Annotated in this window: 12 protein-coding genes and 3 tRNA genes; 7 read left to right on the top strand and 8 right to left on the bottom strand. The window is 54.8% G+C overall.

The genetic code is table 11. The features are described from left to right. Positions 1–223 precede the first annotated feature (223 nt). The 3 genes from ACN28R_RS15380 to budA form a co-directional block, all read right to left on the bottom strand. Positions 224–1,690: an alpha/beta hydrolase gene (locus tag ACN28R_RS15380; protein WP_183096760.1), complete on the bottom strand. Its 1,467-nt coding sequence runs from the start codon at positions 1,688–1,690 to the stop codon at positions 224–226. A 319-nt stretch (positions 1,691–2,009) separates the two neighbouring features. Continuing rightward, positions 2,010–3,689 carry an acetolactate synthase AlsS gene (gene alsS, locus ACN28R_RS15385; RefSeq protein ID WP_095834865.1) on the bottom strand — a complete coding sequence of 560 codons (1,680 nt, stop codon included), beginning with the start codon at positions 3,687–3,689 and terminating at the stop codon, positions 2,010–2,012. Between the two features lie 39 nt (positions 3,690–3,728). Then, positions 3,729–4,511, bottom strand: coding sequence for an acetolactate decarboxylase (gene budA / locus ACN28R_RS15390; RefSeq protein ID WP_048636233.1), 783 nt, complete (start codon positions 4,509–4,511; stop codon positions 3,729–3,731). A gap of 130 nt (positions 4,512–4,641) precedes the next feature. Here budA and ACN28R_RS15395 point away from each other — a divergent pair, with 130 nt between their 5' ends. Next, a complete protein-coding gene (locus ACN28R_RS15395; RefSeq protein ID WP_048636234.1) occupies positions 4,642–5,526 on the top strand; it encodes a LysR family transcriptional regulator in 885 nt (294 codons plus the stop codon). A 117-nt stretch (positions 5,527–5,643) separates the two neighbouring features. Then, positions 5,644–5,934 (top strand): DUF1435 domain-containing protein, encoded by a 291-nt coding sequence (locus tag ACN28R_RS15400; protein WP_048639668.1) that lies wholly within the window; start codon positions 5,644–5,646, stop codon positions 5,932–5,934. A 46-nt stretch (positions 5,935–5,980) separates the two neighbouring features. On the opposite strand, the gene ACN28R_RS15405 is transcribed toward ACN28R_RS15400, so the two are convergent. The 4 genes from ACN28R_RS15405 to ACN28R_RS15420 all read right to left on the bottom strand — a co-directional run bounded on the left by ACN28R_RS15405 (position 5,981) and on the right by ACN28R_RS15420 (position 7,359). Next, positions 5,981–6,067, bottom strand: a tRNA-Leu gene (locus ACN28R_RS15405). Positions 6,068–6,113: 46 nt separating this feature from the next. Then, positions 6,114–6,200 (bottom strand) — tRNA-Leu (locus ACN28R_RS15410). Positions 6,201–6,252: 52 nt separating this feature from the next. Next, positions 6,253–6,339 (bottom strand) — tRNA-Leu (locus tag ACN28R_RS15415). Between the two features lie 111 nt (positions 6,340–6,450). After that, positions 6,451–7,359, bottom strand: a complete 909-nt coding sequence (locus ACN28R_RS15420; RefSeq protein ID WP_095834866.1) for a LysR family transcriptional regulator — start codon at positions 7,357–7,359, stop codon at positions 6,451–6,453. 114 nt (positions 7,360–7,473) lie between these two features. Between ACN28R_RS15420 and ACN28R_RS15425 the strand changes: the two genes are divergently transcribed. Beyond that, positions 7,474–8,466: an aldo/keto reductase gene (locus ACN28R_RS15425; protein WP_048636236.1), complete on the top strand. Its 993-nt coding sequence runs from the start codon at positions 7,474–7,476 to the stop codon at positions 8,464–8,466. 94 nt (positions 8,467–8,560) lie between these two features. Here ACN28R_RS15425 and rsmC read toward each other — a convergent pair whose 3' ends face one another. After that, positions 8,561–9,607, bottom strand: coding sequence for a 16S rRNA (guanine(1207)-N(2))-methyltransferase RsmC (gene rsmC, locus ACN28R_RS15430; protein WP_095834867.1), 1,047 nt, complete (start codon positions 9,605–9,607; stop codon positions 8,561–8,563). A 110-nt stretch (positions 9,608–9,717) separates the two neighbouring features. Between rsmC and ACN28R_RS15435 the strand changes: the two genes are divergently transcribed. The 4 genes from ACN28R_RS15435 to ACN28R_RS15450 all read left to right on the top strand — a co-directional run bounded on the left by ACN28R_RS15435 (position 9,718) and on the right by ACN28R_RS15450 (position 12,171). After that, positions 9,718–10,155 carry a DNA polymerase III subunit psi gene (locus ACN28R_RS15435; protein WP_095834868.1) on the top strand — a complete coding sequence of 146 codons (438 nt, stop codon included), beginning with the start codon at positions 9,718–9,720 and terminating at the stop codon, positions 10,153–10,155. Further along, positions 10,100–10,543 (top strand): ribosomal protein S18-alanine N-acetyltransferase, encoded by a 444-nt coding sequence (rimI, locus tag ACN28R_RS15440; protein ID WP_048636239.1) that lies wholly within the window; start codon positions 10,100–10,102, stop codon positions 10,541–10,543. The genes ACN28R_RS15435 and rimI overlap by 56 nt, the downstream gene beginning before the upstream one ends. 118 nt (positions 10,544–10,661) lie before the next feature. Continuing rightward, complete coding sequence (locus ACN28R_RS15445) at positions 10,662–11,216, top strand: sigma-70 family RNA polymerase sigma factor (protein ID WP_095834869.1); 555 nt, start codon at positions 10,662–10,664, stop codon at positions 11,214–11,216. Next, positions 11,209–12,171, top strand: a complete 963-nt coding sequence (locus ACN28R_RS15450; RefSeq protein ID WP_095835824.1) for a FecR domain-containing protein — start codon at positions 11,209–11,211, stop codon at positions 12,169–12,171. The genes ACN28R_RS15445 and ACN28R_RS15450 overlap by 8 nt, the downstream gene beginning before the upstream one ends. Positions 12,172–12,344 lie beyond the last annotated feature (173 nt).

Consider the following 12,344-nt stretch of genomic DNA (forward strand, 5'->3'; position numbering starts at 1 on the left):
AAAAAATTATCAGTACAAAACGCATGTATTTTGGGTAAACAATGAAATTATTGATATGAAAAATGGATTTATGAGTTATTGACCGTAAATGAAACTCGACATATTCATTAGTTAAAGTAATGCGAAAAATGCAGCAAAATTAGATTATTTCAACCAAACCCCCACCAACGGCGGGGTGAGGGCTGGCCGATTGACAAATTTATTGACGATGAAATAACGCTGGCTATTGCGGGATCTTTCCTTCAATACGTTGTATCAAATAGGGAAAAAACGGATTGGAGGACAATCGCAGTAAGGTATCCAGATCCACGACCAGCACCGAACGTTCTCCCCGCGCCGCGATTGTGCCCAGCGGCAAACCAAACTCGCCGGGATTCTGCGAAAAACGGCCATACAGGGAATCGCTATCCGGGAAAGGCAAGGCGATGTGCGATAGCGAGTAAACATCGCGCGGATAATCAATTCCCAACGCGCGGGCGCTGCCCTGCGTTTCTCCTGCTTTTACATCGAAAGCGACGGCACGCGCGCTGTCCGGCGCCGCATTGGTAATCACCGTCGTGTCATAGTGGCGCGGCGCGGGCGGCAGCAGTTGGCTGACGGCACGATCCGCCGAATTCCGCAGCAAGGGGCCAAAATTGATGGTGCGATTCACGTCAAACAACACCAGTTGGCTACCGTTTGCCGGTAAGAGATTATAAAACGATGAAATCACCGCCTGAGTGCTCACCGTGAAATCCATCACGGACTGAAAAGTCAGCACCGGCGGCAATGATTCCAGCGCATGATGCTGCGCTTTACGGGTAAGCTGCCTCTGCAGTTCGTGGGTTAATAACCAGGACTGCCGGGCCCCGTTAACCGGAAACGAGTTATATTTGAACGGATTAAACTCCGGCAAGATGCCCAGCCATGCCGATTTGGCAAACGCCGGGAATACCGCCGGCAGCCCGGCCAATCCGGCAAAGCGGGCGTAGCTGGTAATGCCGATCATCGGAGATATCAGGATCAGCTGCTCCGGCCGCGCCAGAGATGGATCGTCCAGCGCATCCAGCGCATATTTCAGCGCCAGCGCGCCGCCGTTGGAAAAGCCCACAATATGCAGCGGTAACGGCCCGCCTGACGTTTGCGCCAGCTGATGCTCCGCTTCGCGCACCGCCAGACGGCTGGCCGCCAGCCAATCCCGCCAGTGGGTATCCGTCAGCGCGCCGGGCACCGTACCGTGAGCGGGCAGGCGAATGCCGACCACCACAAAACCGCGCTGGCGATAACGTTCGGCAATATGCCGCAGGCTGTAGGGCGAATCCGTCAGTCCGTGCAGCAGCACGACCGCGCCTTTTGGCGCCCCTTCCGGCATCAGTTCGTAAGAACGATTCCAGTCATGCTGAAACTTGCCCGGATACACCGGGCTGCCGGAAAAATAACGGTTGATGGGCCGCTGCTCATCGTCATCCAGTTCCTGGGTCACATGCTGATTGACCTGCTGGAAAATCGTCTCCTCGGCGCGCAGGTAGGCCGGCCAGTCGGCGCGATCCAGCTCGTCCGCCGACAGTTCATCCGGTACAAACGTATGCCAGGGCGCCAGAGCCGGGCCGCGTTGCGTGTCATAAATACGAATAACCAGTAATGTCGCCGCCACCACGATAAAAATAACCGCACAGCGTTTAATCATCCGCCTGGTAGACCTCATCAGCATGGTGATATCCCTTCCTATTTACCGTGTTACCGACTGTTTTCAATTCAGTTTATAGTAAACCTTTATTCAACATTCAGCGTACCAGCCCGGCAACGCATACGGTAGCGCGGAAAACACCGCTGAGATAGGGAGTAACCGCTTTCGTCAACGCCGGACAAAAGCGGTTACCTCCCTCTTTTCATCGTCATCCCCGCGCAGGCGGGGATCGACTTTCAGGTAGTGGATTGATAGCAGGAAGATGCCTGCCTACGCGGGAGTGAAGGATTTGGGGTCGGTATTACCCAGTCTGCTTTGTCGACAGTCTGGAAAGCGGCATATTTTATATCAGCTGACTGATATTCAGATCTTCCATCAGACGCTGATTGTCTGAATAGTCCACCGGAATGGCGATGACTGCCGGCCCCTGCGTATCCATGGCCTGTCGTAGTTTGCTGACCAATTCATCCTCCGCTTCGACCGCGAACCCTTTTGCCCCGAACGCTTCGGCATACACTTTAAAATCGATCGGACCAAATTTAACGCCGGAAGAGCGGTGATACTTTTTCTGCTCCTGAATCTCAACCATGTTATAGGCATTATCCACCCAGATAATATGCAACAGATTGCTGTTCAGGCGCACGGCGGTTTCAAGTTCCATGCTGGACTGCATAAAGCCGCCGTCCCCTGAAACCGAAATCACTTTCTGACCGGGGTGAATCAGCGACGAGGCGATGGCCCAGGGCAAAGCGACGCCCATCGTCTGCTGACCATTGGTCATCAGTATCTGCCGCGCACGGAAGCTGTACAGGTAGCGCGCCAGCCAGATATGGAAACTGCCCATATCCACGCACAGCGTCACATCATGATTGACAATATCCTGCATGGCTCTGACCAGACGTAGCGGATGAATAGCGAAACCGCGCATATCCATACCGCGCGTCGCCAGGTCGTGACGTTGCCGGCAGCGATCGCTCAGAATAATCTGCGACTGCGACGACAGCGGCAAAGGTGCGGAGATGCATTGAGCCAGAGAGTCGATGGTGGCCGCGATATCCCCCACCAGTTCCATATCGGGCAGATAGGCGCTGTCAATATTGGCCTGTAGCACGTCGATATGCACCAGCGCCGCTTTACCCGTATTCCACAGCGCCGGATCGTATTCCACCGAGCTGTAACCGACGGTGATGATCAGATCGGCCTGCTGCAGCAATTTATCGCCGGTCTGATTATTAAACAGACCGACGCGCCCGGCGAAATGATCGAAATGCTGCTGGTCTACCACGCCGGCCGCCTGATAGGTACTGGTGACGGGAAGCTGGCTTTTATGCAGCAAATGCCGTATCGCTTCGGCGTTGTTAGGCTGACTCGCCATTAATCCCAGCAGTAGAACGGGGTTTTTAGCATGCTGGATCATCCGGGCGACTTTCTCGATATCAGCATGGGGCGCGGCATTCAACATCGGCAGATCCGGGCGCACCAGCACCGCGCTGGTAACGGGATCGTTGACGATATCCTGCGGCAAGCTGATGAAAGAGGCGCCCGGATGGCCCGTTTCGGCAACGCGGAACGCATTCGCCAGCACTTCGGAAATCGCCGACGACGCTTTAACTTCAGCGCTGAACTTGGTGACCGGCTGAAACAGGCTAACCGTATCCAGACTCTGGTGCGTCAGCTTATGACTTTCCGAACGTTTAACCGCGCCGCCAATCGCCACCATGGGATCGCCTTCCGTCGTCGCCGTCGCCATCCCGGTAACCAGGTTACAGCAGCCCGGACCGGAGGTTACCAGCGTCACCCCGGCCTTGCCGGTTAAACGCCCGATAGCGGCCGCCATAAAGGCGCCGTTGGCTTCGTGTCGTACTGGTATCATTTGTATCGGCGAATCTTCCAGTGCGTCGAATACGCGGTCGATTTTTGCGCCCGGAATACCAAATACGTATTTAACCCCCTGCTGCTCCAGATGTTTTACCACCAGGGCCGCACCACAGTTCCAGCTCTGCTGAGCCGTTGAATTTTCCATTGTCTCACTCCTCCAAGATGACTCAAGGCTTGTTGTGACTTAGCCTTCCACTGACTGAATCGCGCTATCGAGATTTTCCGGTGACAGATTGGCGCTGAGAAAATCCCGATCCTGAGGCAAATCAATAATCAGTTTAGAAATCACCCCAAACGTCAGAACACCACTTTTCATTTGATAATCAAGTATATGACCACCACCTTCTCGACTTTCCGTAATAAAATGTTCGTGATAACCAGCAACATTGATACCCTGCGTATAGGCAGGACTACGGAAACCGATAATGCTTCCCTGACAGTGTTCAAAGTGGAACGTCGGCTGCTGGGCAATGGCCTCCAGCATCGGTTTATAAGGACGTTCCTGACGAGGTACGGTACGCGTCTCAACGTAATCGAATTGACCGTCGATTCTTAGCGCGCAGAACAGGTTGTCTGTGCCGATGAGCGTATCGATTTTTTGATGGAGCGAGTGCCGATCTATTTTGCTGCTGCAATGGATCTCTTCCGTCGGCTTAAAAAATGTCATTACCGCAAATGGCGTTTTCTGATCTGGCCTGGCGGCGCGTGCGCTGCCGTCAGAGCGAAGTTGGAAAATATTGCTGTTGAAGGCGACCAATTCACCATCCAGATTGTTAAACGTTCCTAATCCAAAATCGCCATGTTCCAGCAACTCCGCCATCGTCCGGCTACCTTCATACACGCCATTAATTAGCCCACTCATTAGTGAGGTTTGATAAATAACGCAATCAGAATGGTGCTTCTGATGATCGAGAGCATAGGCCGCAATCTCTTCAGCACAATGGCAGACGCCAGTATCTTCTTTCATATTCCGTCTCTTTCAACTGTGTATTACTTAAATTTTTCTAATTCTTGCGTATAGATTGGCGCTAATGTTGATAAACTTCCAATATACAAATATCGTCATTTCAAGATCGGAAAGATATGGAGCCGCGCTAATGGAGTTTCGTTACCTGCGCTATTTCGTTGCAGTCGCCACCGCAAAACATTTCACGCGGGCGGCAGACAAGCTGGGCATCTCGCAACCGCCCCTAAGCCAACAAATCAAAAAACTGGAACATGAGATAGGAACGCCGTTATTCAAAAGACTCACGCGCGGGGTTGAAATGACGGAAGCAGGGAAGGTGTTGTATGAAGATGCAAACCAGATCCTGAAGCTCACGGATGCGGCCGTTGACAGGGCAAGAAGCGTCGCCAGGGGCGAAGAAGGCTATTTCAACGTCGGTTTTTCCGCTTCATCATCCTTTCACCCCGCGGTACTGCGGCTACTGCATGCCTATCGCCAGCGCTATCCGAACGTGGTGTTAACCCCTCGACAAGAAAATACCCCGAATCTGGTCACCGGGCTTCGTAACCGGAATATTGACGTCGCGTTTCTCCGCCTGCCGAGCGATGTCAACAGCGAATTAAACAGTGAGGTGCTGGTCGAAGAGCCGATGAAATTAGCGTTGCCCGACGATCATCCCTTGCATTACAAGCGGCATATTCATCTGAGCGAACTGCAACACGATCCGTTGATTATGTTTCCCCGGGAGGTGTGCCCCGGCTTGCACGATATGATCCTCCATGCCTGTTATTTATCCGGATACGAGCCCAAATTGGGCCAGCAGGCGTCGCAGCTAACAGCGACTATCGGCATGGTATCGGCCGGCTTTGGCATTACCATCATCCCTAAGTCTCTGTCCTGCATCAAGATGAATCGCGTGTCGTACCACACGATAGACGACGCCCGCCTGAATACTCGGATAACCATGGTCTGGCGCCAGCACGAAAACTCGCCTATCATCATGAATATGATACAAATGTTGCGAAATAAGCGTTAAGAAAACCAACCGGACCATACGCTTTCCTCCCCGAAACGCAGCCATTGCCAAAAACGGGCAATTAGCATAAGTTCTTATATGGTATTAATTATCATTATCATATCTGGTGAGAACAAAATGCTGACAGCGATGGTTGCCGCGTGTGGTCTGTGGGGGTTGAGTTGGTGTATGGGAAAACATCTGTCGAGCGCCTGGGGGATCTTATTGCCCGGCGCCATCATGCCGATACTGGCCGCGCTGGATATCAACCTGATGCATTTGAAGGTGATTATCGCTATCGCGCTGCTGGCGACATTGGTGATGTTATTCCACCATCGCCTGCGCCATTATCTGCTTTTGCCGTCATGCATCGCATTAGCCGGCGGACTGGCGGCACTGTCCGTCATGTTCAATTTAACGCTGGGGTAACACAATAAAGGAGTAATAAAGGAAAGGAAAAGCAAGGGAGAAAGATTGGTGCGAAGAGAGGGACTTGAACCCTCACGCCCGTTAAGGCACTAACACCTGAAGCTAGCGCGTCTACCAATTCCGCCACCTTCGCACAGATAAAACCGAATACTTACCGCTAATCAACCTGTATCGCCGCATGGTGCGAAGAGAGGGACTTGAACCCTCACGTCCGTTAAGACACTAACACCTGAAGCTAGCGCGTCTACCAATTCCGCCACCTTCGCAGTAATGCCGTGCGATACAAATGGTTATCGTGCAACACGATCGTGGTGATGTTGGTGCGAAGAGAGGGACTTGAACCCTCACGCCCGTTAAGGCACTAACACCTGAAGCTAGCGCGTCTACCAATTCCGCCACCTTCGCAATCCAGCAACATTACCTGACGCAATGCCACCACGGGGGCGAATTCTAGAGGTTTTAGCGTCAAGGTCAATGATTATTTCCTCTGGAATACGGGGTTTGCTGCAAAAATCATCACCGCAGAGCGGATGGCGGCCGGGTAAAGAGTTCATTCAGCCATTCAATGAATACCCGGATCCTCGGCGCCAGGAAACGACCGGGCGGATACATCACATAAAACTGCATGTCCGGCGGCGGCATATCTTTTATGATTTCAACCAGTTCGCCGCTATCCAGCCAGCGCTGCAACCCCGCTCGCGTGGCCTGAATCAGCCCTAAATCGGCGCGACAGGCGGCAATGTACGCATCGACGCCGCTCACGTCCAGCTTGCTGGGCAGCGTATGGATAGTGCGCTCGCCGTTATGCATAAATTCCAGCGGATAGCGCTGCCCGCTACGCAACGAAAAATAGCCGACCATTTGGTGCGAAGAGAGATCGTCCAACGATGCAGGGATACCAAACTCGGCGAGATAACGAGCTGAAGCGCACGTAATTTGCGGCAATGCCGGTAAATGCAGAGTCGCCAGCGAATCATCCGTCACCTGCCAGGCCCGAAGTACGCAATCCACGCCCTCGCGCACAACATTAATCGCCGAATCATTGGCGCTCAGCGATAGCGTAATATGCGGATAACGCTGGTAAAACTCGCCCAATGCGGGGATCACCACCTCACGCGCCAGCGAGTGGGGCATATCAACCCGCACATTGCCCACCGGCTGCCGTCGATGCTGCGTAAAAAGCGCATCCGTTTCCTCAATCTCCGCCAACAGTTGGGTACAGCGCTGATAATAAATCTGGCCTTCATCGGTGATCTGCACCTGTCGGGTGGTTCTCTGCAATAGCCGCGCGCCCAAACGAGATTCCAGCTGTTTAATGGTATGGCTGACCGTCGCGCGCGGCAGCGACAGCATTTCCGCCGCACGGCTGAAGCTGCCCAGTTCTGCAATTCGCACAAAAATACGCATCGCCTGAATCTGATCCATCACGCCTCCATTGTTGGTGATTTTTGAATAGTGTTGCATGAAATGCGTTATTTATCTTTATCCGATAAACAACCACACTCTTCTGGCACGCAATATCAACATGAGGACGAGACAATGCAACAACGTCAACTAGGTCTTAATGGCCCATCGGTTTCCGCCATTGGGCTGGGCTGCATGGGAATGAGTGATTTTTATTTTACCGCGCAGGATGAAAAGGAATCTATCGCCACCCTGCACCGGGCGCTGGAACTGGGCGTCACCCTGCTTGATACCGCCGATATGTACGGCCCCCACACCAATGAGTTACTGGTTGGCAAAGCCATTAAAGGCAAGCGCCAACAGGTGTTCCTCGCCACCAAGTTCGGTATCGTACGTAACCCGGACAATCACGTTGAACGCGGCGTTTGCGGGAAACCGGAATATATTCGCAACGCCATTGAAGGCAGCCTGCAACGGCTGGGCGTAGAAGAGATCGACCTCTACTATCAACATCGCGTCGACCCGACGGTGCCGATTGAAGAAACCGTCGGCACGCTGGCTGATCTGGTCAAGGAAGGGAAAATTCGCTATATCGGCTTAAGCGAAGCCTCCGCCGAGACGCTGGAGCGCGCCTGCCGGGTTCATCCCATCACCGCTTTGCAAAGCGAGTACTCGCTGTGGACGCGGGATGTGGAAGCGGAGATTCTGCCCGCCTGTGAGCGTCTTGGCGTGGGTTTCGTGCCATACAGCCCGTTAGGCCGCGGTTTTCTGACCGGCGCCATCCGCAGTCCCGGCGATCTGGCGGCCGATGATTTCCGCCGTCACAATCCGCGCTTTAGCGGCGATAATTTCGCTAAAAATCTGCAATTAGTGGAGAAAGTCAATCAGTTGGCGGAACAAAAAGGCGCTGCGCCGTCACAGCTGGCGCTGGCCTGGGTGCTGGCGCAGGGCGAACATATCGTGCCGATTCCGGGAACCAAACGTCGCCGTTATCTGGAAGAGAACGTCGGCGCGCTGGACGTCACGCTGACGGCGGACGATCTGGCCGCCATTGAAGCCATCTTTCCCTTCAATGCCGCGGCAGGCGACCGCTACAGCGAAGAAGGCATGGCGACAATCAACCGCTAACAATCAACCGCTAAGTTGGCGGCCAATCCATCGCGACAGGATTGCGCTATCCGAACCTGCCGCAAGGATAGACCGTCGGGGCGAGCCGTCGATCTTAACGGCGGCCTCTGCCGGCCGGCCGCGGCGGACGGCCTACGGTAGCCTGATAGACTTTAAAGCGTCCCGTCTGCGCCAGCACCTCATGACTGCCAAACGCCGCATCCAGCAGCGCCGGATAAGGCAGGAACGCATTGGCGACAATGCGTAGCTGTCCGCCGATCGGCAGATGGGAAACCGCGCCGCGAATCAGCATTTCCGCCGCCTGTAAGCTGGTTTGCAAACCATCATGAAACGGCGGGTTGGAGACGATCAGGTCAAAGCGGCCGCTAATATCGGAGTAAACGTTACTGGCGATAACCTCGCCTTCCAGCTGGTTGGCGGCCAGCGTCGCCCGGCTTGAAGCCAGCGCGCCGGCGCTGACGTCGCTGAGCGTCAGACGGATCTTAGGCGACTGTTTCGCCAGCACGGCGGCCAATACGCCGGCGCCGCAGGCGATATCCAGCACTTTGCCTTTCATATGCGGTTCAAAGGTCGAAAGCAATAACTCGCTGCCCGGATCCAGTCCGTCACGGCTGAACACGCCGGGCAGCGCCTTCACCGTCACGCCCTCAATGAGATACTCATCCCACCAGTCGTCAAGGTTAAAGGCGCTCTGTTTTTCGATTCGCCCGTGGTAAAGCCCGCAGCGCCGGGCGCTGTCGATTTTCGTCAAGGCGGCGAAATCCGCCAGGATGTTTTCCGCGCTGCGTACGCCGCTACGGTTTTCACCCACCACAAAGATTTCACAACCAACCGGCAGCAGCGACAGCAGATTACGCAGTTGGAATTCCGCTTCCTGTTTACTCTTCGGCCAGTAATAGATCAGCGTATCGCAATCCGCCGCCAGTTCGGCATCCGCCACCAGACCATACCGAACGTTATTCTCCAGCGCGCCTTTCAGCTGTTGCCAATGGTGAAACTGCGTGGCGTGGACGCGAACATCAGCCGCCTCAAACCGCGCGGGCAAGGTGTCTTGCAGATCGCCGGCAAACAAAACCCGGCGTAAGATAAATTCGTCGCTATGGCGCAGTATGACTTCGCTGGCTGGAGTTAATGCGGACATCAGATTGGAGCTCCTCAATAATCGAGCGGCGATTATAGTGCTTTGTTGGCGCATGTTCGATGAGTTTGCTAGCATAGCGCGACATAAACCTGGGCCAAACGAGACAACGCATGACATCAAGACGTGACTGGCTGCTGCAGCAACTGGATATTACGCAGTGGACGCTAAAGCGCCCGGCCGTGTTGCAGGGCGAAATCGCCGTCAGTCTGCCCGCCCAGGTTCGCCTGGTTATTGTGTCGAACGAACCGCCGGCCAACGATGAACCGCTGCTGGCCGATGTCCTGCGCAGCCTGGCGCTCACGCCCGATCAAGCCTATAGCCTAACGCCGCAACAGGTCGAGATGCTCCCCGCCAAAACCCGCTGTCATAGCTGGCGGCTAGGCATTGATGAACCGCTTGCGCTGGAAGGCGTCCAACTCACCAGCCCGGCACTGACCGAGCTTTACCACAACGCCGACGCCAAACGGGCGCTCTGGCAGCAGATATGTGACCATGAACGTGATATCACCCCTGACGCCGGCCGATCTGGCGCAAGCCTTGCAGATTGAACAAGCCAGCCACGCGTTTCCCTGGAGCGAAAAAACCTTTGCCGGCAATCAGGGCGAGCGTTACTTCAACCTTAAACTCAGCCGCGACGGACAGATGGTGGCTTACGCCATCACACAAACGGTGCTGGATGAAGCCACGCTGTTCAATCTTGCCGTACATCCGTCTCATCAACGTCGCGGTATCGGACGCGAGCTGCTGGAGCATCTGATTCAGCAACTGGAAAAACGCGACATTCTCACGCTGTGGCTGGAGGTGCGCGCGTCGAACGCCGGCGCCATCGCGCTGTATGAATGCCTGGGTTTTAACGAGGTCTCGCTGCGGCGCGACTATTACCCTACCGCCGCCGGTCGCGAAGATGCCATCATCATGGCGCTGCCTTTAGGATAATAAAACAGCGATTATCTGCTCTTATTTCACACAATCGGTTGAAACAAAAATCATTCTCAAATAAAATTTGTGACATAGATCTTACTTTCCCTTGCTGTTTTGCTTTCAGGTTATTGACATGTCATCAGTCCCTATTGATACCGCAGCGGATATCAATCAGCTTTATCACCAACATCACGGCTGGTTACAGGGGCTGTTGCGTAAACGGCTGGGTGACTTTTGCGATGCCGCCGATCTGGCGCAGGATGTCTTTTTGCGTTTGCTAATCAAGCCGCGTCAATTCGATAGCCATGCGGGGGCGCGAGCCTACCTGAGCGTGATGGCGCAGGGAATGTGTGTGGACCTGTGGCGCAGGCGGGAAATTGAGCGCGCCTGGCTGAATTCGCTGGCTAGCCAGCCGGAAACCGTCGTCTTATCGGCGGAGCACAGTAACATCATCCTCGAAACGCTGTATCAGGTCGACGCCATGCTGCGCACGCTGCCGGAAAAGGTGCGCGCCGCCTTTGTGATGGCGCAGATCCAGGGGCTGACCTACCGGGAAATCGCGTCTGAATTACACGTCTGCGAGCGGATGGTGAAAAAATACATGGCGCAGGCTATGTTACATTGCGTGTTGTTGGAAGCCGAACAGGAATCCATGACGCCGTCCGCCAATGCAGGAAACGATGAGTAAACCCAGCTTTAGCGCATTACAGCAGGCATCGCAATGGTATGCGCAGCTGCGCGATCTTGAACCAGACCATGAACACTACCAACACTGGCGCCGCTGGATAGCAGAGAACGAGGAAAACCGTCACGCCTGGGACTATGTGCAAAAGGTCAGTCAGCGCTTTCAGCCTTTACGCGGCGACGGCCAGCAACCCGCCATCAACGCCCTGCTGCATCCGCCCGCCGAAGTAAACCGTCGCGGCGCGCTCAAACTGGCGGTCCTGCTGAGCGCCGGCTCGCTTTTATCCTGGGCGACCTATCGCTATACGCCGCTGCGCGAAAAAGCGCTGGTTATGACGGCGGACCACCATAGCGCCACCGGCGAAATCAAACACCTTCGCTTACAGGACGGCACGCGGGTCTGGCTGAATACCGCCAGCGCCATCAACGTAAACTACGGCAATCAACAACGGCGGATCGCGCTGCTGTCTGGCGACGTATTGATTGAGACCGCCCACGATCCCCGTCCGTTCTTTGTCTCAAGCGCACAAGGACAAATGCAGGCGCTGGGCACCCGCTTCAGCGTGGAGCAACATAATGACGCCACGCGCCTTACCGTCTATGAGGGTGCCGTTGAAGTCACCGCCGGCCAGGCGCAAACGCCGCGTCGGGTGAATGCCGGCCAGCGGTTGGATTTCGATCTTCAGGGTCAGGGCTCATTGCAGCCCAACCAACAAACCGACGCCGGTTGGTCAAAAGGCTTGCTGCTGGCGGATAACATGCCGCTGGGCGAGGTTATCGCGCAGCTTGCGCGTTACCGGCACGGCTATCTGGCCTGCCAGCCGGAGATCGCGGCGCTGAGGGTTATGGGAGCCTTTCCGCTGACCGACACGGATAAAGCGTTGACGATGCTGGCACAAGCGTTCCCGGTGCGGATCAACCGCCGCTTCTCCTGGTGGGTAACGGTAGAGAAGAAATAAAAAATCGCCGGGAGAAATTTGAGTTTGATGACTAACCTTATGGTTCTAACCCCACACCGCCCCTCCCCTTCCCCTGTCTCTTAGTCACATTTTTATGCGGACTTGGAGATAGTTTCGTGCGCCACAATGCCGCTATTTTCATGCTGCCTCGCAGCTCGCGCCCGACATAGGGG

The sequence above is a fragment of the Brenneria goodwinii genome, assembly GCF_002291445.1.
GTDB classification, from domain to species: domain Bacteria; phylum Pseudomonadota; class Gammaproteobacteria; order Enterobacterales; family Enterobacteriaceae; genus Brenneria; species Brenneria goodwinii.

Bases quoted from the DNA above. Each gene is read 5' to 3' on its own strand.
- ACN28R_RS15380 (WP_183096760.1), bottom strand. From the start codon at position 1,690: ATGCTGATGAGGTCTACCAGGCGGATGATTAAACGCTGTGCGGTTATT.
- alsS (WP_095834865.1), bottom strand. From the start codon at position 3,689: ATGGAAAATTCAACGGCTCAGCAGAGCTGGAACTGTGGTGCGGCCCTG.
- budA (WP_048636233.1), bottom strand. From the start codon at position 4,511: ATGAAAGAAGATACTGGCGTCTGCCATTGTGCTGAAGAGATTGCGGCC.
- ACN28R_RS15395 (WP_048636234.1), top strand. From the start codon at position 4,642: ATGGAGTTTCGTTACCTGCGCTATTTCGTTGCAGTCGCCACCGCAAAA.
- ACN28R_RS15400 (WP_048639668.1), top strand. From the start codon at position 5,644: ATGCTGACAGCGATGGTTGCCGCGTGTGGTCTGTGGGGGTTGAGTTGG.
- ACN28R_RS15420 (WP_095834866.1), bottom strand. From the start codon at position 7,359: ATGGATCAGATTCAGGCGATGCGTATTTTTGTGCGAATTGCAGAACTG.
- ACN28R_RS15425 (WP_048636236.1), top strand. From the start codon at position 7,474: ATGCAACAACGTCAACTAGGTCTTAATGGCCCATCGGTTTCCGCCATT.
- rsmC (WP_095834867.1), bottom strand. From the start codon at position 9,607: ATGTCCGCATTAACTCCAGCCAGCGAAGTCATACTGCGCCATAGCGAC.
- ACN28R_RS15435 (WP_095834868.1), top strand. From the start codon at position 9,718: ATGACATCAAGACGTGACTGGCTGCTGCAGCAACTGGATATTACGCAG.
- rimI (WP_048636239.1), top strand. From the start codon at position 10,100: ATGAACGTGATATCACCCCTGACGCCGGCCGATCTGGCGCAAGCCTTG.
- ACN28R_RS15445 (WP_095834869.1), top strand. From the start codon at position 10,662: ATGTCATCAGTCCCTATTGATACCGCAGCGGATATCAATCAGCTTTAT.
- ACN28R_RS15450 (WP_095835824.1), top strand. From the start codon at position 11,209: ATGAGTAAACCCAGCTTTAGCGCATTACAGCAGGCATCGCAATGGTAT.